Source organism: Kitasatospora sp. NPDC004614 (genome assembly GCF_042873675.1).
Lineage (GTDB): Bacteria > Actinomycetota > Actinomycetes > Streptomycetales > Streptomycetaceae > Kitasatospora.
Map to the genome: position 1 here is coordinate 75,607 of NZ_JBIALR010000022.1, position 20,166 is coordinate 95,772.

Sequence of the window (20,166 nt, forward strand, 5' to 3'; positions counted from 1 at the left end):
CCTGCGCGCCCATCCGGTCCGGGGCCCGTGGCCTTTGCTGCGGACCCGTCGGTCCCTGTCAGGCAGGTGCCGGGGCGCGAGAGCAGCGGGGCGGTCGGCAAGCACAGGACGCCGCTTCACCCAGGCACTTGAGAGGGAGGAGGCCGCGGACCACCCGGGCCGCCTGCGGCAATCGGCAGGCGTCACCGCGTGGTGACTCACATCCCGGCTACGTCACCCCGAGGCAAGTAGGGCAGTCCCGTCATCTCAGACGATCTTCAGCTATGACAGGCCGCCGGGGTAGATTGTTCTGTCCGCTGCGGGAGCGGGCACGGCACATGGAGATGACATGGCGGACAACGTGGCAGGTCAGACAAATGCCCCGGTGAAGGTGTTCCTGTTGGATGACCACGAGGTGGTCCGCCGCGGCGTCCACGACCTGCTGGACGCCGAGCCCGATCTGACCGTGGTCGGCGAGGCCGGCACCGTCGCGCAGGCGCTGGCCCGGGTACCGGCGCTCCGCCCCGATGTGGCGATCCTCGACATGCGGTTGCCGGACGGCAACGGGGTGACGGTCTGCCGGGAGCTGCGTTCCCAAATGCCTGAGCTGGCCTGCCTGATCCTGACGTCGTTCGATGACGAGGAGGGCCTGCTCGACTCGATCCTGGCCGGCGCCTCGGGCTATGTTCTGAAGCAGGTCAGCGGCACCGACCTGGTCTCCGCCGTGCGCACCGTTGCCTCCGGGCAGTCCATGCTGGACCCGGGCGCCGCCACCCGGCTGATGGCCCGGCTGCGCGCCGACGCCGCCCCCGAGCCGTCCAACGTGCCCCAACTCACCGACCGCGAACGGGAGATCCTCGCGCTGATCGGCGAGGGCCTGACCAACCGGCAGATCGGCCAGCGCCTCTACCTCGCCGAGAAGACCGTGAAGAACCACATCTCCCGGCTACTGGCCAAGCTCGGCGTCGAGCGGCGCGTCCAGGCCGCCATCATTGCCACCCAGACCCTCGCCGGCCCCGGCCACCACCACAATGCGGGCCGCCCGGCCTAGCGAACCACGCCCGTGCAACGGCTGGCGGCGCGAGCTGGGCGACCTGGGCGACCGGCACATCGTCAGCGAGTGCCGGTCGCGTCAGGGACTTCCGGTCAGCTGTGACTGCCGCTGAGGGGGACGATCCATTCGAGAACGGTGCCGGCCGGCTGATTCGCGACGAGGGTGAAGGTGCCGCCCAGCTCCTCGGCACGCGAGCGCAGGTTGGCCAGTCCGCTGCGGCGCGTGACGGCCGGGTCGATGCCCCGGCCGTTGTCGCTCACTCGCAGGCACAGATCCGCGGCGGTGACTTCCGCACTGACATCGACGGCGGTGGCGTGGGCATGCCGGGCCACATTGGAAAGGGCCTCGCCCAGCACGGCCAGCAGTTGGTCGGCGAACTCGGTGGACACGTCGGTGTCCAGGAGGCCGGTCATCCGCAGCGCCGGGGCGAAGCCGAGCGCCTCGGTGGCCCGCTCGGTGGTTGCCACCAGTCGCGAGCGCAGACCCTTGCCATCCCTGTCCTGCTTCTGCTCCCGCAGGGCATAGATCATGGAGCGGATGACCCGGATGGTGTCGTCCAGGTCGTCTCTGACCCGCCGGACCCGCTTGTGCACCTGCGGCCGGTCGGCAAGCAGGCCCAGGGTGGACTCCAGTGTCAAGGCGCCGCCGAACAGCCGCTGGATGACGAGGTCGTGCATGTCGCGGGCAATTCGGTCGCGATCCCCCTGTACCTCGCGTTCGGCACGGGCGGCGGCCAGCTCGGCCTGGGCGGCGAGCTGCGCGGTGATATCCCGTGCCACGGTGGAGAAGCCGATCAACGTGCCGTCGGCACCGGACATCGCCGAGACGGTGACGGCCACATCGACCTCGGTGCCGTCCGATCGGCGCCACCGGGTCTCGTGCGGCTCCGCGCGTCCACCGGCGCGGATCTCCGCCACTGCGGTGTGGAGAGCGTCCATCGCCCCACCGGGCAGGAGTACGCCGGCCGGCTGCCCGACGATCTGCTGCTCGGTATGGCCGAACAGGCGTTGAGCGCCCGGGTTCCAGGTCTGGACGAGGTGGGTGGGCGCGGGATCGACGCAGATCATGGCGTCGTCCGAAGACGTCACGATGGCCGCGAGCCGGGACGCCGCGCGCTGGGCCGCCTCGAGTTCGGTGTGCAGCGCGATCAGGCCCCGGTTGGTGTCGTCGAGCTCCTGGCGCAGGTCGGCGATCAGCTCCGCGCTGTCGGTGGGCTGGGTGTCGCGGAGCTCTCCGATGGCCAACTGTCCTCCGTCGTCTGTCATATGCCGGGCATCATCATGGCATGCCGCTGCGATCGCGGACTACGAGCACGGTGGCGTCGTCAGAGGGCCGTGCGTGGTCGCGGTGCACGACGGCGGCGATGATCGCCGGGTGGTGCTCCAGCAGCCGGGGGTGGTCTTCCAGGTTCCAGCCGGAGCGGATCCCGTCCGACGTCAGCACCAGGGTCGAGCCGGGTTCCCAGCGGCAGTGCTGGAGGTGTGTGCGCGGAACGGGGAGATGGGTACCGAGGGTGCCCGGGCGGTCCAGTAGATGGACCGAGCGGTGACCGTTGGTGATGATCCGTCCGGTGATGTTGCCGACCGCCGCGTAGCTGAGCTCGCCGTTCTCAGGGTCGATGACGCACGCGCCCAGGACACCGCCCCGGGTGGCGCGCATCGCCTGATGGGCTCGCCGGATGAAGTCGTCGAGGGCGGTGACCGGGCCGTGCTCGAACGTGGTGATCGCGGCGCTCGCCGCCAAGGCAGCACCGGCGCCGTGGCCGAGGCCGTCGACGACCAGGGCGGTCAGCCGCTCGCCAGGCGTGACCGACCACGCGTCTCCGGACTCGCCGTCACCGCCCAGCGGGACATTGACTCCGCCGAAACGCCAATGCCCTGCCGTGCCTGAGGGGTTGGCGCCCAGCCGGGCGTAGACGACCGTGCCTCCCCGGGTGGAGTACCAGTCGAACTCGGCGGAGTTGCGCCGCACGACGCCCAACCCGGCATTCAGACCGCCACGACGGTTCGAGGACGGCACCAGGTCCACCGGGGGAGTGAGGGACGCCGCTGTCATTCCCGGGCCGCGGTCGACAGAGATGAGCTCGATCCCGTCTGCGGTCTTGCGGGCCAGCACGTATCCCCCGGGGTGGGCGTGCCGCACGAGGTTGGTGCCGAGCTCGGTTGCCACCAACTCGGCCACGCCCGTAGGAAGGCCGTGCTGGCCGACTGCCATCCGGGCGACCGCCCGGCGCAGGGCACCCACGTCCTCCTCTGCCTCGATTGCATGGAGGCGGTGTTCGTTCTCGCTCATTGCCGCACTCCTGTTACCGCTGCCACTTCACGATCACCACGGTCGTGCCCGAGTCGGCGTCCGATGTGAGGGTCAGGTCGTCCACCAGCCGTCGCGACCCCGGCAGGCCCAGGCCCAGGCTGCCCTTGGTGCTGAAGCCGTCGGTCATCGCCGCCTCGATGTCGGCGATGCCCGGACCGTCGTCGGCGAAGGTGACTCGCACTCCCCGGCGCCCCTGCTCGTACACCTGCTCGGCACGGATCCGGCCGCGGCCCCCGGTGGCGTAGTTGAGGATGTTACGAGCCAGCTCGCTTCCGGCCGTGATCAGTTTGGTCGCGTCGACCAGGCCCAGACCCACCGCCTCGGCCTCGGCACGCAGGACCTTGCGGACCCGGATCAGATCGGCCTCATGGGCGATCGCGAAGACGGCCGGCTCGGCGTCCGTTGTGGTATTCCAGGTCACGGCCGGACCGCACCGTTCTCGGCGCGGCGCAGCCGCTGCAGCAGCGCCAGGCCCTGCTCGGCGTTGAGCGCCGTGTCCAAATGGCCCATCGGAACACCCAGTTCCACCAGTGTGATGGCCACCGCGGGCTGAATTCCCACGATCGCGGCTTGGGCTCCCAGTAGCCGGATCATCGCCACGATTCGCGCCAGCACCCGTGCGATGAACGAATCGACCATAGTCAGCCGGCTCACATCGATCAACATCCCGGATGCACCGGTGCGCGCGACCTCCCGGGTGAGCTGCTCCTCGATCTGGACCACGGTCGTGTCGTCCAGGTCGCCCTGCAACGCCACCAGCAGCGTGTCACCGATCCGCATCACCGGTACGACGTCGTCGCTCACAGCGAACCCCCCATGGACAGCGCCCGGGTGGCGGTCTCGGCGGTCCCGGCCCGCTCGGCCAGCAGCGCCAGCGCCAGTTGCAACGCGTCCTGCAAGGTGTTGCGCGACCGCAGGCGCCCCATGTCGATGCCCAGGTGCACCATGGACTGCGCGGTCTCCGGCCGCACCCCGCTCAGAATGCTCACCGCCCCCATCAGCGCAGCCGCCTGGACGGTCTTCAGCAGATGCTGAGCCACCTGGGTGTCGATGGTGGGCACCCCGCTGATGTCCAGGATCGCCACCTCCGCCTGAGTCTGGGCGATCTTCTCCAGCAGGCCCTCGGTCAGCCGGGTGGCTCGCAGGGTGTCCAAGGTCCCGATGATCGGCAACGCAAGTACCTTGTCCCACACCTGGATCACCGGCGTGGACAGCTCCAGGATCTCGTCGCGTTGGCGCTGCAGCCGCTGCTCGGTCTCCCTGCGCTCGGTGACATCGCGGATCGCTGCGGCAACCAGCAGACCCTCGGCCGTCTGGAGCGGGCTCAGGCTGATCTCGAGGGGGAACTCCGTGCCGTCCCTGCGCATTCCGGACAGCTGGAGTCCCGCGCCCATCGGCCGCAGCCGGGGGCCGGTGAGGAAGCCGTTGCGGTGGCCTACGTGGCGGTCGCGGTACCGCGGCGGTACCAGCACCTCTATCTCCCGGCCGACCAGTTCCCCGCGATCGAAGCCGAACAGCGTCTCGGTCTGCCGGTTGACCAGTACGATGCGCCCGTCCGGGCCGACGATCACCATGGCGTCCGGGGCCGACTCCAGCAGACCGTGGAACATCGACTCGGCCCGCGCACTTTCAGTGACATCCCGCAGGGCCAGGACGAAGCCGGTCACTGCGCCCTCTTCGCCCAGAACCGGCGTCAGAGCGACCCTGGCCAGGAAACGCTCGCCCCCCTTGCGGATCCGCCAGCCTTCAAAACTCCACCGGCGCTCATTGCGTGCCGCGGCCAGTTCCTGATCCAGCAGTCCGGCGTCGCGATCCTCCGCGGTGTGCAGCACCGACACCGACCGCCCCACCATCTCGGCGTCGGTGTAACCCGTCATCGACGCGGCAGCGCGGCTCCAGCGAACCACCTGCCCACTTGGGCTGATCTTGATCAAAGCCTGATCGGTGACCGCGTCCAGCATGGACTCAAGCTCACGCACAGTCGCCTGGGGCTCCTGCTCACCTATCGATGGCGTCGTCGTCATAGTCGGCCCCATCTCCCCTCTCGTACGGCCCGGGTCGGGCATCCACGGGCGACGTTGCGGTCCCGTCCGCGCTGATGCTACCGGGCGGACCCAGCATGCCGACGACCGACCACCGCGTCCCTGCTCGGCAGTCGGCCGCTGCTCCAACGGGCACCGGGTCGCGCCAGGTCACCGGGCCGTGAGGTGGCGGACGAGCAGCTCAACGCCCTCCGGGTCGAGGGTGGCGACCCGCCAGGTCGGCGGGGTGTCCGGACCGGTGGTGGCCCCGTGGGAGATCGGCAGGGAGGGTCAACTTACGACGGGCAGTCCCCCCGTTCCCCCGCCGGAGCGCCCTCACCGGTCGCCGGCCGGAACGGGCCCTCGGCGGCGAAGGCGTGGGCGGCGAAGCGTTCGCCCATGCGGCGGTAGGCGGCGGCGGAGGGGTGCAGGCCGTCGGGGAGGTCGGCCGTCTCGGTGGGGCCGAGCAGGTCGCGGCCGTCGAGGTGGTGCAGGTGAGGGTCGTGTGCCTGACGGAGTGCGACGATCCTTGCCAGCTCGTCGCGGACCACCTGCAACGACAGTGCCCCGCGGGCCAGTTCGGCCGGGTCGCCCAGTGCGGTGACCTTTCCGTCGCGGCCGGTCGTGGTCGGGCCGGGGTGGGTCTCGAGTGCGGGGCAGCTGACCGGGGAGATCACCAGCAGCGGGGTGTCGGGGTGCCCGTCCCGGATGGTGTCGAGGAATCCGTGGACGGCCGGACCGAACGTCCGAAGCCGGAAGGTGGCCAGGCCCACGATGTTGATGCCCGTTTTGATGCTGATCAGGTCGGCGGGCAGGTCGCGGATGGTCCGGGCGACGTAGGGGTCCAGCATGTCGTTGCCGGGCTGGCTGAGGTTGGTGACTTCCACGCCCCCGAGCGACGCCGCCACCACGGGCCAGGTGCCGGTGGGGCCGTCGGCCTCGAGGCAGTGGCTGATGGAACTTCCGTGATGCACCCACCGGCGACGACCGTCGGGCAGCGGCGCCAGGACCTCACCGTCGGCCCGGAGCGCCACCAGTTCGGTGGGGGTCTGCTGCGGCAGCCACAGTTCGACGTTCTTCATCCCGGCCGGCAGCCCGGCGAAGCGCGCCGTCCCAGGTTCTCCCGGGATCAGCCGCGGCGCTGCCCCAGGGGCCGCCATCCGCCACACGTTCCCCAACGGTGCTCGTCGGCGACCCAACAGCACACCGTCCACCGTCAGTTCGAGCATCCCGGTCGGCCGGGGGCGGGGGTCGCTGTCGAGCTGCCCGGTGGAGGTGAGGACCACGAACTCCAGCACCCGCGCATCGGTGCGGAATACCAGCCGCACCCCCGACGGCATCACCGTGCCCCCGTAGACCGACGGGTCCTGGTACTGCTCCTTCGTCCAGGCCGGCAACCGTCGCGGCATCACCCCCGCCGCCGTCGCCTCCAGGTCCAGCGCGCCCCGTACCTCCAGCGGCCCGCCCGCCAGCGGGTACTCCCGCATCGTCACTGCCACCCCTCCTCGCCTCGGCCCCGTCCGGCCGGGCGGGTGCCCGGCCGGAGCCATCTGGCCCCTCCCCGAACCTAGCGACCCGAGTTGGAGATTTCGTGCTGATGGGACGGGAGTACTGGTCCGATGATCGGGGCCCGCGGGGATGATCCCCGGTGCGGCCCGCAGCGGCCGCCACCGTCCGGCTGCTCCCCCGGGGCCCGGCCGAAGCATGGGGCCGCGGCCGTCGTCGAGCGTCGCCAGGAACTCGCCCGGCCTGCCGTCGGCAGCGACGGGTGCGCCCCCATGACCCAACCGGCGCAGTCCCACAGACCCGCTGGATCCCGGCCTTCCACCCTGCGGCAAGCCCGCCTCGTCCGCCCCCTGGAAGCACTGCCGATGCACTGTCAAACTACGTGGCTCACAACTCAGTTGGAGAGGAAGCGCGATGCCCGAGATCACCTCCCGCAGACCGGTCGCACAGCGGCTACGGGCCTTATTGACCCTCCTGCTCCTGGCCGCCACCACCCTGCTTGCCGGACCCGTTCCGCGCGCGGCGGCGGTCACCGGCATCGCCGAGGCGTACTACATCGGCGACGACGGCGGCCTGTGGAGCTACCTGTACGCGGACGGCAGCGGCGGCGGCAGCTGGACCACCGCCACGCGGCAGGGATCGGACTCGCTCGCCCCGCCCGGCGCCCGGGTGGCGGCGGTCCGGGTGACCGGCCACCGGCCCATCGTCTACTTCACCGCGACGGACGGCTCGCTGTACGAGTACTGCGGCGACTACCCGGGCTCCGAGCCGTTCGCGATCAGCGGCCCGGCCACGGCCCAGCCCGGCGGACGCATCACCGCCGCCTGGGAGGGCACCCAGATCACCCTGGTCACCACCGCCTGGACCGGCCCGTCGGCAGCGCCCGCGCCGACGGTCATGACGTTCTCCGACGCCTGCACCGGATTCAACCTCGACTGGCGTCAACTCCCCGCCCCGGCAGGCTTTCCGTCCTCCGAGGCCGCGTCCTTCGCCATCGCCGGACGCGCCGGAATCTTCACCGTCGGCGACACCGGCGCCGTGACCGTCGGCTGGACGTCCCAGGCCACCGGCGGCCTCTCCACCTACACCATCGCCCCGCCCAACAGCGCCCGCCCCGGCGCCGGTATAGCCGTTGTCCCCGGCACCGGTTCGGGCACCGTCTCGGTGTTCTTCGCCGGCCGCGACGGACGCCTCAACCAGGCCACGGTCAACACCGCAGGCGGCCTCGCCGGCCCCCTCCAGCCCCTCACCACCGCCGCCGTCCCCGACGGCGCCACCCTCTCCGCCGCCAGGAACGCCGCCGGCACGGCAGTCGGTTACGTCGCCACCGACGGCACCATCACCCTCGCCCACCTCTCCACCACCGGCCTGTGGCAGAGCACCCAGGCCATCAGCACGTCCGGCTTCTCCACCCCCGGCAGCTCGGTGGCCGTCTCCGACGTCGACGGCTACCCGGCCTGCGGCACCACCGGCCCCGTCCCCATCCACTTCGGCCCCGTCCGCGGCCCGCACCCCGACCCCTGGGTCACGGCCGGACCGAACGTCACCATCGGCGCCAACATGACATTCGTGTAAGCCCCCCCACCAGGCGGGCGCAGGCACTCCGGCACCGCCGGGCAGCCCTGTGCCCGCCCACCGAACCGCCCACTGGCCGACACCTGGTGGCCGCCCAACGGTCGGGCCGGCCAAAGGTTCACAATCACACCGGAGTTGACGCCCGGCCCAGGCTCTCCCCTCCTACGAGACCGGCTCAACTCCTCGTCGCCGCGCAGCGCCGCACGTGCGGTGTGCTGCCCAGTACCCGCCGGCCCCTCGATTCATCCGTGCGGCGGAATACCCGAAACCGGTGCTCCTGAAGCTCGTTGTCCTACGGATCCATCACCACCCGAACCGGGACAAACGGGAGAGCACCCTCATGAAGACCGCTTTCCGCGGCACCCTGCTGGCCTCCGCCCCACTGCTCGCCACGCTGCCGCTGATCGTCGACACCTCCGCCCGCGCCTACTCCGCCACACCCACCACCGATGCCACGTGCGTCCTCCGCGGCCACGGGGTCTTCACCGGCGCTGTCGATGCCGGCGGCACCAACCTTCCGGTCCCCGACACACTGGCGATGACGGGGACCGTGACCTGCGTGGATCCCGCCGGCGCGCCCGTGGCCTCCGGCGCCTTCGAACGGACCGTCACCATGCCGGCCACGGAGTGCACCGGCGACGAGCACGGGGACACCTCCACCACGACCGTCCACTGGAGCGACAAGACCACCTCCACCTTCAAGTTCGACAAGACCGACGTCGTGAAGGTGAACGGCACCGCCTCACTGGTCGTCAGCGGCGAAGTCACCGGCGACAGCGCGGAGTTCGCGGGCGACACCCTCAAGGCGGTGGGCACCAGCTACGGCGCCGGCTGCGGCACCCCGGCCGGCGAAACCGCGCTCGACTCGACGCTCGTACTCCGCCTCACCCACTGAAACGGCTCCTGAACGACCCCTCGACGCCCGCACCACGAAGGACGACCCGACATGCTCCCGGCCCAACTCACCAGCCCCAAGGCCCGCGTCTACGCGATGCTCGACACCGACGGCGACGGAACCGCCTCCCGGCACGACTACTTCGTCCGCATCGAACGAGCCCGCCGGGCCACCGGCCGGACGCCGGACGACCCCCTGGTCCTCGCCGCCCTCGCGGCGGGCGAACGCGCCTGGGCCGCGATGGACGCCAACGGCGACGGCGTCATGACCTTCGCCGAGTACGACGCCTGGGTGGACGCGGACAAGTTCGACCACGTGTGCCGCCACGCCCTCGCCGCCCTGTTCGACCTCGCCGACGCGGACCAGGACGGCGCCCTGCGACGCTCCGAATTCACGGCGCTCCGCCAGGCCCTCGGCAACCGGCCCGACCACGCCGACGCCGCCTTCGACGCCCTGGACACCGACGCGGACGGCCTGGTCGGCCGCGACGAGTACCTGGCCTCGATCCGCGCCTACGTCACCGGCGACGGCTCCCCCATGGGCGACTCCCTGTACTGACCGCCCGCCCCCGGCACGTTCGGCGCCGGCGGACGATCACGGAAGGCAGCCGCCGGAGCGCGGCGGGCTGGTCGACCCGGCCCGGGCGGAGGGATCAGCCCCACGGCGGTCGGCCGGTTCCTTCCGCCCACAGCGCCAGGGCCCGGCGGTCAACAGCGCGGATCCCGACCTGGGCGCAGAACGCGGCGGCGGCCTTGGTGAAGGTGCTGGTCGTGACGACCAGTGCGAGGTCGCAGCGGTGGACATCACGGTAGGTGCCGTTGACCTTCTGCACGTCCTGGGAGCCGACAAGCGTCTTCGGCCCGTACCGCTTGGCCTGGATGAGGATTCGCTGCCCGGCCGGGGTGGTCGCCAGGACGTCGGCGGCAAGGTCGCCGGCGCCGCCGACGACGGTGACCTCGGTGCAGCCGTCGCGCCGGCACAGCACCGCCAGCGCGTGCTCGAACTCCTTCGGCCCCATCGACAGGAACGCCCCGATGTGCCGCAGTTGCGCGACCTGCCCCTCGTGCTCCCGCCTCGACGCCGCCACCCGGCCGCGCACCACCACCACCGCGACGGCCAGGGCGGCGGCGAGCAGGCAGAGCAGGAGCATCAGGTGGTGGAGGAGCCAGCCGAGCAGGAGCACGGCCAGAACGACCGCGGCGGTCGTGAGGGTGAACAGGACGATGCCGTGGTTGCGGGCCTGCGCGCGGCGGGCCGCACTGCGACGGCGGCGACGGGCGGGCCTGCGTGCCACGATGCTCCCCCTCCGGACCAGGCTGCTGGCGGTGATCGTAAGGGGGTAGCGGCTTCCTGCGGTCGGATTCAGGCCCAACCGGCCGGGAGTGCAGGCGGGTTGGCCGGATCGAGGCGGTCAGCGGCCGAACGGCCGGCGACGGAAGCCGCTTGGGCGACGGACCGTCAGTTCTGCTCGGCGCGTGAGAGCGCCGGGAGCAGGTGGACCATCCACGGCAGCGCGACGCCGAGGAACAGCACGCAGGAGGATTCGCCCAGCGCGGGGAACCAGCCCCAGCCGAACTCAGGGCCCTGCTGCTGATGCCAGGCATGGTGGTGCAGCACGACCGTCAGCACACCGACGGGGACCAGCAGCAGCCGCTGGCGGACGGCGAAAGCGGCGAGGGCCGGCAGGACCGCGGTCACGGCCCAGGCCTCCACGGGACCGAATCCCGTGGCACGAAGGCCGGGGGCGAGCCCGGCGACGAGGCAGGCCCACACCGCCGCCGCTGCCGCGGTGGCGATGCCGGTTGCCAGCCAGGCCCAGATACCGCGGTGCGGTCGATCGGCGGGAGCGGTGGGAGCAGTGGGAGCGGTGGGAGCGGGGTAGGTGGTCACGGCCGGACCGTACCCGCCGCTGCCCCGTCACCGGCCGCGCCGCGCGCCCGGCTCGCCCGACCGAGCTACCCGGCTTCGGAGTCGGGGACGACACACCGGTGCGGAGGACGCGGATCGTGGCTGGCACGCCACGCTCCTGAACGCGGGTACGTCACCGGCCTGCACCGCAGCCGCGCACCCTCCGAAAGGGGCTTGCGGGGCCGACGGGTTGGCGCGCGATCAGTAGAGCCCCCGAGCCAGGTGACTGCGGCGACCGGTCCCGGGTTGACCCTCTCCTGGCGTCAGGGTTCAGCATGGGGGTGCGCGAGAGGAGACGGGTGTGACTGAGCGCGGCGCGAGTTATTCGGTGGGGCAGGTGGCGGGATTCGCGGGGATAACGGTGCGGACTTTGCACTATTACGACCGGGAAGGATTGCTTTCGCCGAGTGAGCGGAGTGCGGCAGGATATCGGCTGTACAACGACCGGGATTTGGCGCGGCTCCAGCAGATTCTGTTCTACCGGGAGCTCGACTTCCCGGTGGAGGAGATCCGCAGCATCCTGACCGACCCGCAAGCCACCGCACTCGGCCCGCTGCGCGAACGGCACCGTCAACTCAATGAACAGATAGCCAAGTTGCAGCGAATGGTGGAAGTCGCCGAGCAGGCCATCGAGATGGAACGGACGGGCGTGCGGCTCTCGCCGGAGGAGCGGTTCGACATCTTCGGTGAGGTTCGCTGGGATCTGAGCTATGCGACGGACGCGCAGCTGAAGTGGGCGGACAGTGCGCGGCAGCGGGAGTCGATGGAGCGGGCGGCCCGGCACAGCAAGGAGGACTGGCGGCAGCTGATGGCCGAATCGGCCGCGTGGCGGCGGGAGTTGATCGTCGCGTTCGAGGACGGCCAGCCGGCCGGGGGTGAGCGGGCGATGGATCTCGCGGAGCAGCACCGGGCGCATGTGGAGCGGTGGTTCACGGCGTGTCCGCCGGAGTCGCACCGGATGATCGCGGGCGACTACCTGACCGATCCGCGGGCGTTCGCGATGCTCGTCCCGCCGTCCGAGCAGCTGCCCGGGCTGGCGCAGTTCCTGCACGCCGCGATCGAGGCCAACGCCCGTCGCATCATGGAGGGTTGAAGCACAGATGCGCATTCTGATCACGGCGGCGGGTTCGCACGGCGACGTCGCACCGTACACGGGCCTCGGCGTCCGGCTGGCGGAGGCGGGGCACGAGGTCGCGCTGGCGACGCACGACAACTACCGGACGATGGTGGAGGGGTGCGGGCTGGAGTTCCGGCCGCTGCCGGGTGACCCCCAGGGCGGGCAGGGCCGGGGCGGGCAGGGCCGGGGTGGGATGCTGCGCCGGGCGAAGGAGTTCGTCGGGGAGCTCGGGCGCGGGATCGCGGAGGTGGCCGAGCCGGGGGCGGACGTGCTGCTGCTGTCCACGTCGACGGCGCCGCTGGGGTGGCACGTGGCGGAGGCGCTGGGGGCGGCCAGTGCGGGCGTGTACCTCCAACCGGTGGAGCCCACGGGGGAGTTCGGGCCGGTGGTGGGCGGCACCAGGTCGCTCGGACGGTGGGGGAACCGGGCGGCGGGACGGGCCGCGCTGGGGGTGGTCGACCGGCTGCACCGGGACGCCGTGGCGGAGCTGCGGGCCCGGCTCGACCTGCCGCCGCTCTCCGGGGCGGCGATGCGCCGCAGGCTGGTCCGCGAGCAGTGGCCGGCGCTGCACGGGTTCAGCACCGCGCTGGTCCGCCGCCCGGCGGACTGGCGGCCGGGGCTGGAGGTGGTGGGCAACTGGTGGCCGGCCCCCACCGGTGAACTCCCCTCCGTAGTAGAGGAGTTCCTCGCGGCCGGCCCGGCCCCGGTGTTCATCGGATTCGGCAGCATGGGCGCGGGCCAGGGCGAGCGCCTGGGCCGCCTCGCGGTGGAGGCGCTGCGCACGGCGGGCCGGCGGGGCGTCCTCCAGGCCGGCTGGGCGGGCCTGACGGCGGACGCGGACGACGTCCTCACGGTGGGCCGACTCGACCACGCCGCGCTCTTCCCCCGGATGGCAGCCGTCGTCCACCACGCGGGCGCGGGCACCGCAGCGGCGACGCTCCGCGCCGGAGCACCCTCGGTCCCCGTCCCGGTGACGGCCGATCAGCCGTTCTGGGCCCGCCGGTTGACGGCAATCGGCGCCGCGGTGGCCCCGATCCCGTTCGCCGGTCTCACGGCGGACCGCCTCGCCGCCGCGATCCGCCTGGCGGTCACCGAACCCTCCCACCGCGCACATGCGGCAGCGGCAGCCGACCGGATGGCGAACGAGGACGGCGCGGCCCGCGTGGTCGACCTGGTCGGCCGACTGGCCCGAGCCGCCGCCTGAACGTGCCCCCGGTGACCCGGCAGAAGGCGCCGGGGGCGGGACGGAATCCGGCCCGGCAGGACGCCTCAATTCACCACCGCGGGACGGACGTTCACGGCGGGGCCGTGCCGGTCGCGCTCAGGCGTCGGAGTAGCTGAGGTCTCCGACCGACCAGGCGCTGATGTCGCCGATCGCGATGCGGTACATGCCGCCGGTGTGCGGGAGGCCGAAGTCGCCCTGGAGGATCCTCGCGCGGTGCAGGTGGAGGTGGGTGGGGCGGGCCGGCGGGGCTTCGGCGGGTGGGGCGAAGAGGGCGGCAAAGGGCTTCAGGTGGTCGGAGGCCTGGAGGACGTCGGCCACGCGTTCCCACCACAGGGCCACAGGGGCGAGCCTGCCGGTGATCACGGCGCCTGGGACGACCACCGTGAGGGACATCTGGTTGCTGTGCTCGGATTCGACCATCGCGGCGATCTCGACGAGCAGCCCATCGGGGTTCGACATGCTGTCCAGCGTAGGACACCCCCGAGCCCCCGGGCCGAACCGCCCGCCACCGCCACCGCCCCACAGCCCACCCCACGGCCCGCCGCACCGTCCGCGGCGAGCCCGTCGACAACCCCTCGACAGCAGGCATCACACCAGGTCAAGGGCCGAACGTCCCTCCTCCGGGCGGCCGAACAGTCCATGATCAACTCATCTTCGCGGGTGGTTAACCTGACGTTCATGGAGTACACCAGCAGCGGCGCTCCGCGCACCGCCACCCTCACCCCCACCCCCATCGGCTCCCACGACGAGGACGCTTTCAGCCCGGAGTACGATCGCCTGCTCGCCCGCCACCACGCGATGCGATTGCGCCGCAGCATCCTCTCCCCGACCGGACAGTCATCCGGCCCGCGGCGGCCGGCTGTGCAGCTTCCGGAGCCCGGGGACCGGGACCTGATCGTGAGCCACCTGGCGCCGCTGCTGCCGTTCGACGCACTGATCGAGGTGCTGTACGACGCGATGTTCGTCCGGCGGCCGTTCCTGCGGCGGCTGTTCCCGGAGTCGATGGAGTTCCAGCGCCAGCACCTGGGGCACATGTTCCAGCACCTGATCGACCACCTCGACCGTCCCGTCGAACTCGACGCCAGGCTGCGGGCGCTGGGCGCGGACCACCGCAAGCTCGGGGTGTGGCCGGCGCACTATGAGGCGTTCGAGGAGTCGCTGATCACCGCGCTGCGGGTGCGCGGCGGGCGCGCCTGGACGGTGCAGGTCGAGGAGGCCTGGACGCGGATGCTGCGGTTCGCGGTGGCGGCGATGGTCGCGGGCGCGGAGGGCGCGGCCACCGAGCCGCCGTTCTGGCACGGCGAGGTGGTCGGCCACGAGCGGCGCCGCCCGGACCTGGCGGTGCTGCGGGTGCGCACCGGCGAGCCGTACCCGTACCGGGCGGGGCAGTACGCGGCGCTGGAGTCGCCGTTGCTGCCGCACAGTTGGCGGCCGTACTCGGTGGCGTGCGCGCCGCGCGAGGACCGGGTGCTGGAGTTCCACGTTCGCCGGACCTCGCCGGGCGGGCTGAGCGCGGCACTGGTGGAGGGCACGGGTGTCGGCGACCAGGTCCGGGTGGGGCCGCCGCGCGGCTCGCTCTCGCTGGACTTCGACGGGGCGGACCTGCACGGCGACGTGCTGATGGTCGGCGGCGGGACGGGCCTGGCGCCGATGAAGGCGCTGGCGGAGGAGTTCGCGGCGGCACACCGGGCCCGCGGCCGCCGGGTGCGGCTGGTGGTCGCGGCGCGCGGCCGGGAGGAGCTGTACGACTGGCCGTCGCTGGTCGAACTCGCCGCCAACCGTTCCTGGTTGGAGCTGACCCCGGTGCTCGGCCCAGACCTGGAGGGACTGGCGGCCATGCTCCGCGGCCACCAGAGCGTGCCGGGGCTGGCGCTGCTCAGCGGCCCGCCGCGGATGGTCGCCGTGGCGCGTTCGCTGCTGCTGGACGCGGGTGTCCCGGACGAGCGGATCCGCTACGACGGGGTGACCCGCGCCGAGCACTGACGGCCCGGGGCGGCCGGAAGGCGACCGGAAGGCGGCCGGAAGGCGGTCCAAAGGCGGGCCATTGGCGGGTCGGCCCGCCGTCAGGCCCCGGCGGACGGGGCCGTTCGGCCCTTCCCCCGCCGTTTCCGACTTGGGGACAGTGACACCCAGGTCAACAGGTCAGCGTTGTCTGTGTCCGGCCCGCATTCGGCGGGGCGGTCGGGTTGGGCGTGGGTGCCCGGAGAGGCCGAGCGATGGAAACCGACGAGGTCATGCTGGCTGTCCGACTCACCACCCAGGACCGGACGCTGCTACGGCGTCTGGCACACGGACACCGCGGCGACGTGTCCGAGGTGGTGTCGGACGCCCTGCTGGACGTACTGCCCTTCGTGCTCACCGGCGGCACGCCCCAACTCGCCGACGAGCTGCGGCGGTTCGCGCCCTGCGCGGTGACGGTGTGGCTGCCGCCGGAGCTGGCCGAGCTGCTGCCCGCGCTGACCGACCGGATGACGGAGCTGAGCGGCGTCCGCCCGCGCACCCCGTGCGAGGCGCTGGGCGCGGCGGTCCGGCTGTGGCTGCGTCAGGACCCGGCGCTGCTGATGGCCGGCCTGCGCACGCTGCACGGCGCGGACGCCCGCCACAGCCACCACCACCCCGTCGCGGCCTGACGGCCCGTCCACCCTCCTGCGGCACACAGTCCGCACCCCTGCGCACCCAACGGGCGTCCCTGCGACGCCCGTTCGCGTCCCCGCAGCACCACCCGGCGCCCGTTCGCGTCCCCGCAGCACCACCCGGCGCCCCTCCCACGTCCCCTCGACGCCCCGTCCGCGTCCCCGCTGCGCCCCGTCCGCGTCCCCGCTGCGCCCCGTCCGCGTCCCCGCTGTGCCGATGGCGCCGCACATTCACGCCCGCCCGGCCCCTGATCTGGTGGTCCCTGGTGGTCCGTCAGTCCCTCCCGCCCCCGGGCCGTTCGGCTCGGAGGGGCCCGTGGACCGGGGACGTCGGGCCGCCAGGGGCGGGACCATCGGCCCTGGGGCCCGGACCCGCCCACGAACGAGCATGGAGCGCCGCCGCTCGGCGAAGGTGCTCCACTCCCCGGAAGCACCCCGTGGACCGGGTGGTCCGGCATTGCGCCGCCGCCCGGTCGCGGGCGTCGCGTCGTCCGTCTCCTGTCATGGCGGGTGACGGCCCGTCGGGCGGTGGCGCCACCAGGTTCGGCAAGGACGAAGGAGGGCGGCCGATGGCTGCCATCGAGGCGAGTCGAGGGACGGCTGAGTCCGCTCCACGACGCACACCGGGCAGCGCGATAGTGCGGATGCTCACCACAACCGATCACAAGACGATCGGCACGATGTATCTGGTAAGCGCATTCGCGTTCTTCCTGATCGGCGGCGTGCTGGCGTTGGTGATGCGGGCGGAGCTGGCCCGCCCGGGGACGCAGATCCTCTCCAACGAGCAGTTCAACCAGGCGTTCACCATGCATGGCTCGGTCATGCTGCTGCTGTTCGCGATGCCGCTGTTCACCGGTTTCGCGAACTGGATCATGCCGCTGCAGATCGGCGCGCCCGACGTGGCGTTCCCGCGGCTGAACATGCTGTCGTACTGGATGTTCATGTTCGGCTCGCTGATCGCGGCGGCCGGCTTCCTCACCCCGCAGGGCGCGGCCGACTTCGGCTGGTTCGCCTACGCGCCGCTGTCCGACGCCATCCACTCCCCCGGCGTCGGCGCCGACATGTGGATCATGGGTGTGGCGTTCAGCGGCTTCGGCAGCGTGCTCGGCGCGGTCAACTTCATCACCACGATCATCTGCATGCGCGCGCCCGGCATGACGATGTTCCGGATGTCGATCTTCGCCTGGAACGTGCTGCTGACCTCGCTGCTCGTGCTGATGGTCTTCCCGGTGCTGGCGGCCGCGCTGCTCGCCCTGGAGATGGACCGCAAGTTCGGGTCGCACGTCTTCGACCCGATGAACGGCGGGCCGATGCTGTGGCAGCACCTGTTCTGGTTCTTCGGCCACCCCGAGGTGTACATCCTGGCGCTGCCGTTCTTCGGCATCGTCTCGGAGGTCGTCCCGGTGTTCAGCCGCAAGCCGATGTTCGGCTACTCGGGCCTGATCGCCGCCACCATCGCGATCGCCGGCCTGTCGGTGACGGTGTGGGCGCACCACATGTACGTCACCGGCCAGGTGCTGTTGCCGTTCTTCTCGTTCATGACCTTCCTGATCGCGGTCCCGACCGGTGTGAAGTTCTTCAACTGGGTCGGCACCATGTGGAAGGGCTCACTGTCCTTCGAGACACCGATGCTGTGGGCGACGGGCTTCCTCGTCACCTTCCTGTTCGGCGGTCTGACGGGCGTGCTGCTGGCCGCGCCGGTGCTGGACTTCCACGTCTCCGACTCGTACTTCGTGGTCGCGCACTTCCACTACACGCTGTTCGGCACCGTGGTGTACGCGATGTTCGCCGGCTTCCACTTCTGGTGGCCGAAGTTCACCGGCAAGATGCTGGACGAACGCCTCGGCAAGATCACCTTCTGGACGCTCACCATCGGCTTCCACCTCACCTTCCTGGTCCAGCACTGGCTGGGCGCCCAGGGCATGCCGCGCCGCTACGCCGACTACCTGGCCGCGGACGGCTTCACCACGCTCAACATGATCTCCACCATCGGCTCGTTCCTGCTCGGCCTGTCGATCCTCCCGTTCATCTACAACGTGTGGAAGACCGCCAAGTACGGCGAGAAGGTCAACGTCGACGACCCGTGGGGCTGGGGCCGTTCGCTCGAGTGGGCGACCTCCTGCCCGCCGCCGCGGCACAACTTCAGCAAGCTGCCGAAGATCCGCTCGGAGTCCCCGGCGTTCGACCTGCACCACCCGGAGATCGCCGCGCTCGACTACATCGAGAACCACGGCAAGCCGGCTCCGCACCTCGGCGACGTCACCCCGGCCAAGCTCTCCCTCTCGGAGCGCGACCGCCGCAAGCTCGCCGCGTCCTCCTCCGAGGACTGACCGTTCTGACCGTTGCAACCCCCGTCGGCCCCCGCTCCCGGGCCGGCGGACCCACAACCGCCGTCCCCGCCCCGCCGTATCTCCCGGCACGGGCGGGGCGGGGACGGCACCCCTCAGCTCTGGAGGACCCGCCATGGCCCACCCCGTCCTGGCCCTCGGCACCGCCGCACTCACCGCCGCCGGCAGCGCCTGGTACCTGCCCGCGCTGCTCGACCTCCGGGCCGGCGCGGACCGCCCGCGCGCCGCCCGCCTCGCCGCCACCGGCTGCCTGCTCTGGTGGTCCGGACTGGCCGCCGCCGCGATCCTGCTCACCACCCCGCTCAGCTGGCACGTCCCGCTCGGGGCGGCCCTCACCGGCGCCCTGTCGGGTGCGGCGCTGCGGGTCCTCGCCGCAGCCGAGAGGAGCGCCGACCGGCGCGAACAGGACCGCGCCTGGGGCAGCCTGCCGTACGACCTGCCGACCGTCCGCGGCGTGCGCCCCTCCGCCGCCACCGTCGGCTGGGTGACCGGCGGACTCGCGATCGCCGCCGCGACCGCCGCCGCGACCCTGCTGGCGGGACGCCCCGGGCCGGCCGGCTCCGCGGTGGTGACCGTCGCCGGGTCGGTCGGCCTGTGCCTGCTGATCCTGCTGGTCGCCCTGAACCGCACCCGCCCGCACTGAACCCCTTCTCCCCCCGGAGGAAGCACAGCCATGGACGTCGCCGAGTCGATCACCCCGCACCCGGCCGGCCTGCCGGGCGAGGCGGCCGCCCTCGCCCGGGCCCGGGTCAACGCCGTCGCGCGGGACGCCTCCGCACTGGTCGAAGCCGTCCGGATCCGCCTGGCCGGCGCGCCGGGACGGGTGCTCGCCCAGGTCAACGCCGAGGTCGACGGGCGCCGGGTCCGGGTCCAACTGGCCGCACGCACCATCGGCGACGCCGCCGACCGGCTCGCCGAGGAGCTGAGCCGGCGCATCCGCACCGTCTCCTCCAGCTGGCGGCCCCGGCCCTGGCCCTCCGAAAACGACCGCGCGATCGGCGTCCCGGCCACCGGCACCGAGCGCATCGTCCGGATCAAGTCGGCCCCGCTGGTGTGGTGTTCACCCGACGCGGCGGTCCGCACCCTGGACGCCATGGACTACGACATCCACCTCTTCACCGACCCGGCCACCGAGACCGACGCCGTCGTCCACCGCGTCGGCCCCACCGGCTACCGCCTGGCCCGCACCCTCCCCGCCGCACCCCCGACCCACCCCGCCACCCCCCTCACCCTCAGCCCCCACCCCGCCCCACCCCTCACCGCCGCCCAGGCCGCCACCCGCCTCACCACCGCCGAACTCCCCTACCTCTTCTTCACCGACCCCACCACCCGCCGCGGCCGCCTCCTCTACCGCCGCCTCGACGGCCACCTGGCCCTGGTCGTCCCGGCCTGAAAACCCGGCTGTCACCCACTACAGTCCGATCTGCCAGCACCTCGGGGGAGATCGATGAAGCAGCGGGTGACGGTCCAGCGCGTCCGCACGGGCCCAACCTCACACCGAGTGATCCAGGCCGCCGCCGGCCCCGGACGGATCGCCCTGTACGTGCGCCGAACTCGTGGCCGGCCCCCGGCACCCCCACGCCGTCCGCCAC

20 protein-coding genes are annotated in these 20,166 nt (G+C 72.1%); 11 read left to right on the forward strand and 9 right to left on the reverse strand.

Annotation, left to right across the window (positions count from 1 at the left end; genetic code table 11):
* Positions 1-328: 328 nt before the first annotated feature.
* Positions 329-1,030 carry a response regulator gene (locus tag ACFYST_RS31555; protein ID WP_387649051.1) on the forward strand — a complete coding sequence of 234 codons (702 nt, stop codon included), beginning with the start codon at positions 329-331 and terminating at the stop codon, positions 1,028-1,030.
* 95 nt (positions 1,031-1,125) lie between these two features.
* Here ACFYST_RS31555 and ACFYST_RS31560 read toward each other — a convergent pair whose 3' ends face one another.
* The 6 genes from ACFYST_RS31560 to ACFYST_RS31585 form a co-directional block, all read right to left on the reverse strand.
* Positions 1,126-2,277, reverse strand: coding sequence for a PAS domain S-box protein (locus ACFYST_RS31560; protein ID WP_387867303.1), 1,152 nt, complete (start codon positions 2,275-2,277; stop codon positions 1,126-1,128).
* A 34-nt stretch (positions 2,278-2,311) separates the two neighbouring features.
* Positions 2,312-3,325, reverse strand: a complete 1,014-nt coding sequence (locus ACFYST_RS31565) for a SpoIIE family protein phosphatase (RefSeq protein WP_387867306.1) — start codon at positions 3,323-3,325, stop codon at positions 2,312-2,314.
* 13 nt (positions 3,326-3,338) lie between these two features.
* A complete protein-coding gene (locus tag ACFYST_RS31570; protein ID WP_387649044.1) occupies positions 3,339-3,767 on the reverse strand; it encodes an anti-sigma regulatory factor in 429 nt (142 codons plus the stop codon).
* Complete coding sequence (locus ACFYST_RS31575; RefSeq protein WP_387649174.1) at positions 3,764-4,126, reverse strand: STAS domain-containing protein; 363 nt, start codon at positions 4,124-4,126, stop codon at positions 3,764-3,766. Before ACFYST_RS31575 ends, ACFYST_RS31570 begins: the two co-directional genes overlap by 4 nt.
* Positions 4,127-4,146: 20 nt before the next feature.
* Positions 4,147-5,307, reverse strand: a complete 1,161-nt coding sequence (locus ACFYST_RS31580) for a PAS domain S-box protein (RefSeq protein WP_387867308.1) — start codon at positions 5,305-5,307, stop codon at positions 4,147-4,149.
* Positions 5,308-5,663: 356 nt separating this feature from the next.
* Positions 5,664-6,854 carry a GDSL-type esterase/lipase family protein gene (locus ACFYST_RS31585; RefSeq protein ID WP_387867369.1) on the reverse strand — a complete coding sequence of 397 codons (1,191 nt, stop codon included), beginning with the start codon at positions 6,852-6,854 and terminating at the stop codon, positions 5,664-5,666.
* A 484-nt stretch (positions 6,855-7,338) separates the two neighbouring features.
* Between ACFYST_RS31585 and ACFYST_RS31590 the strand changes: the two genes are divergently transcribed.
* From ACFYST_RS31590 to ACFYST_RS31600, 3 genes are all read left to right on the forward strand, one after another.
* Positions 7,339-8,448: a hypothetical protein gene (locus ACFYST_RS31590; protein ID WP_387867310.1), complete on the forward strand. Its 1,110-nt coding sequence runs from the start codon at positions 7,339-7,341 to the stop codon at positions 8,446-8,448.
* Between the two features lie 340 nt (positions 8,449-8,788).
* Positions 8,789-9,343 (forward strand): hypothetical protein, encoded by a 555-nt coding sequence (locus ACFYST_RS31595; protein WP_387867312.1) that lies wholly within the window; start codon positions 8,789-8,791, stop codon positions 9,341-9,343.
* 51 nt (positions 9,344-9,394) lie between these two features.
* Positions 9,395-9,901 carry an EF-hand domain-containing protein gene (locus ACFYST_RS31600; RefSeq protein ID WP_387867314.1) on the forward strand — a complete coding sequence of 169 codons (507 nt, stop codon included), beginning with the start codon at positions 9,395-9,397 and terminating at the stop codon, positions 9,899-9,901.
* Between the two features lie 94 nt (positions 9,902-9,995).
* On the opposite strand, the gene ACFYST_RS31605 is transcribed toward ACFYST_RS31600, so the two are convergent.
* Positions 9,996-10,637 carry a restriction endonuclease gene (locus tag ACFYST_RS31605; RefSeq protein WP_387867316.1) on the reverse strand — a complete coding sequence of 214 codons (642 nt, stop codon included), beginning with the start codon at positions 10,635-10,637 and terminating at the stop codon, positions 9,996-9,998.
* A gap of 164 nt (positions 10,638-10,801) precedes the next feature.
* Positions 10,802-11,041 (reverse strand): hypothetical protein, encoded by a 240-nt coding sequence (locus tag ACFYST_RS31610; RefSeq protein ID WP_387867318.1) that lies wholly within the window; start codon positions 11,039-11,041, stop codon positions 10,802-10,804.
* 511 nt (positions 11,042-11,552) lie between these two features.
* Here ACFYST_RS31610 and ACFYST_RS31615 point away from each other — a divergent pair.
* On the forward strand, positions 11,553-12,344 hold the full coding sequence (locus ACFYST_RS31615; RefSeq protein WP_387867319.1) for a MerR family transcriptional regulator: 792 nt from the start codon (positions 11,553-11,555) through the stop codon (positions 12,342-12,344).
* Between the two features lie 7 nt (positions 12,345-12,351).
* Positions 12,352-13,572 carry a glycosyltransferase gene (locus ACFYST_RS31620; RefSeq protein WP_387867320.1) on the forward strand — a complete coding sequence of 407 codons (1,221 nt, stop codon included), beginning with the start codon at positions 12,352-12,354 and terminating at the stop codon, positions 13,570-13,572.
* Positions 13,573-13,689: 117 nt separating this feature from the next.
* On the opposite strand, the gene ACFYST_RS31625 is transcribed toward ACFYST_RS31620, so the two are convergent.
* Positions 13,690-14,052 (reverse strand): hypothetical protein, encoded by a 363-nt coding sequence (locus tag ACFYST_RS31625; RefSeq protein WP_387649027.1) that lies wholly within the window; start codon positions 14,050-14,052, stop codon positions 13,690-13,692.
* A gap of 219 nt (positions 14,053-14,271) precedes the next feature.
* On the opposite strand from ACFYST_RS31625, the gene ACFYST_RS31630 reads away from it, so the two are divergent.
* From ACFYST_RS31630 to ACFYST_RS31650, 5 genes are all read left to right on the forward strand, one after another.
* Positions 14,272-15,576, forward strand: coding sequence for a globin domain-containing protein (locus ACFYST_RS31630; RefSeq protein WP_387649025.1), 1,305 nt, complete (start codon positions 14,272-14,274; stop codon positions 15,574-15,576).
* Positions 15,577-15,809: 233 nt separating this feature from the next.
* Positions 15,810-16,223: a hypothetical protein gene (locus tag ACFYST_RS31635; RefSeq protein ID WP_387867322.1), complete on the forward strand. Its 414-nt coding sequence runs from the start codon at positions 15,810-15,812 to the stop codon at positions 16,221-16,223.
* Between the two features lie 572 nt (positions 16,224-16,795).
* Positions 16,796-18,556: a cytochrome c oxidase subunit I gene (gene ctaD, locus ACFYST_RS31640; RefSeq protein ID WP_387867324.1), complete on the forward strand. Its 1,761-nt coding sequence runs from the start codon at positions 16,796-16,798 to the stop codon at positions 18,554-18,556.
* A gap of 133 nt (positions 18,557-18,689) precedes the next feature.
* A complete protein-coding gene (locus ACFYST_RS31645) occupies positions 18,690-19,217 on the forward strand; it encodes a hypothetical protein (RefSeq protein ID WP_387649016.1) in 528 nt (175 codons plus the stop codon).
* A gap of 30 nt (positions 19,218-19,247) precedes the next feature.
* Entirely contained in the window at positions 19,248-19,967 is a 720-nt protein-coding gene (locus ACFYST_RS31650) for a sigma 54 modulation/S30EA ribosomal C-terminal domain-containing protein (protein WP_387867327.1), read from the forward strand.
* The last annotated feature ends 199 nt before the right edge of the window (positions 19,968-20,166 follow it).

Coding starts and splice junctions, on each gene's coding strand:
- ACFYST_RS31650 (WP_387867327.1), top strand. CDS start 19,248: ATGGACGTCGCCGAGTCGATCACCCCGCACCCGGCCGGCCTGCCGGGC.
- ACFYST_RS31595 (WP_387867312.1), top strand. CDS start 8,789: ATGAAGACCGCTTTCCGCGGCACCCTGCTGGCCTCCGCCCCACTGCTC.
- ACFYST_RS31565 (WP_387867306.1), bottom strand. CDS start 3,325: ATGAGCGAGAACGAACACCGCCTCCATGCAATCGAGGCAGAGGAGGAC.
- ACFYST_RS31555 (WP_387649051.1), top strand. CDS start 329: ATGGCGGACAACGTGGCAGGTCAGACAAATGCCCCGGTGAAGGTGTTC.
- ACFYST_RS31635 (WP_387867322.1), top strand. CDS start 15,810: ATGGAAACCGACGAGGTCATGCTGGCTGTCCGACTCACCACCCAGGAC.
- ACFYST_RS31575 (WP_387649174.1), bottom strand. CDS start 4,126: ATGCGGATCGGTGACACGCTGCTGGTGGCGTTGCAGGGCGACCTGGAC.
- ACFYST_RS31620 (WP_387867320.1), top strand. CDS start 12,352: ATGCGCATTCTGATCACGGCGGCGGGTTCGCACGGCGACGTCGCACCG.
- ctaD (WP_387867324.1), top strand. CDS start 16,796: ATGGCTGCCATCGAGGCGAGTCGAGGGACGGCTGAGTCCGCTCCACGA.
- ACFYST_RS31585 (WP_387867369.1), bottom strand. CDS start 6,854: ATGCGGGAGTACCCGCTGGCGGGCGGGCCGCTGGAGGTACGGGGCGCG.
- ACFYST_RS31580 (WP_387867308.1), bottom strand. CDS start 5,307: ATGCTGGACGCGGTCACCGATCAGGCTTTGATCAAGATCAGCCCAAGT.
- ACFYST_RS31600 (WP_387867314.1), top strand. CDS start 9,395: ATGCTCCCGGCCCAACTCACCAGCCCCAAGGCCCGCGTCTACGCGATG.
- ACFYST_RS31625 (WP_387649027.1), bottom strand. CDS start 14,052: ATGTCGAACCCCGATGGGCTGCTCGTCGAGATCGCCGCGATGGTCGAA.
- ACFYST_RS31645 (WP_387649016.1), top strand. CDS start 18,690: ATGGCCCACCCCGTCCTGGCCCTCGGCACCGCCGCACTCACCGCCGCC.
- ACFYST_RS31630 (WP_387649025.1), top strand. CDS start 14,272: ATGGAGTACACCAGCAGCGGCGCTCCGCGCACCGCCACCCTCACCCCC.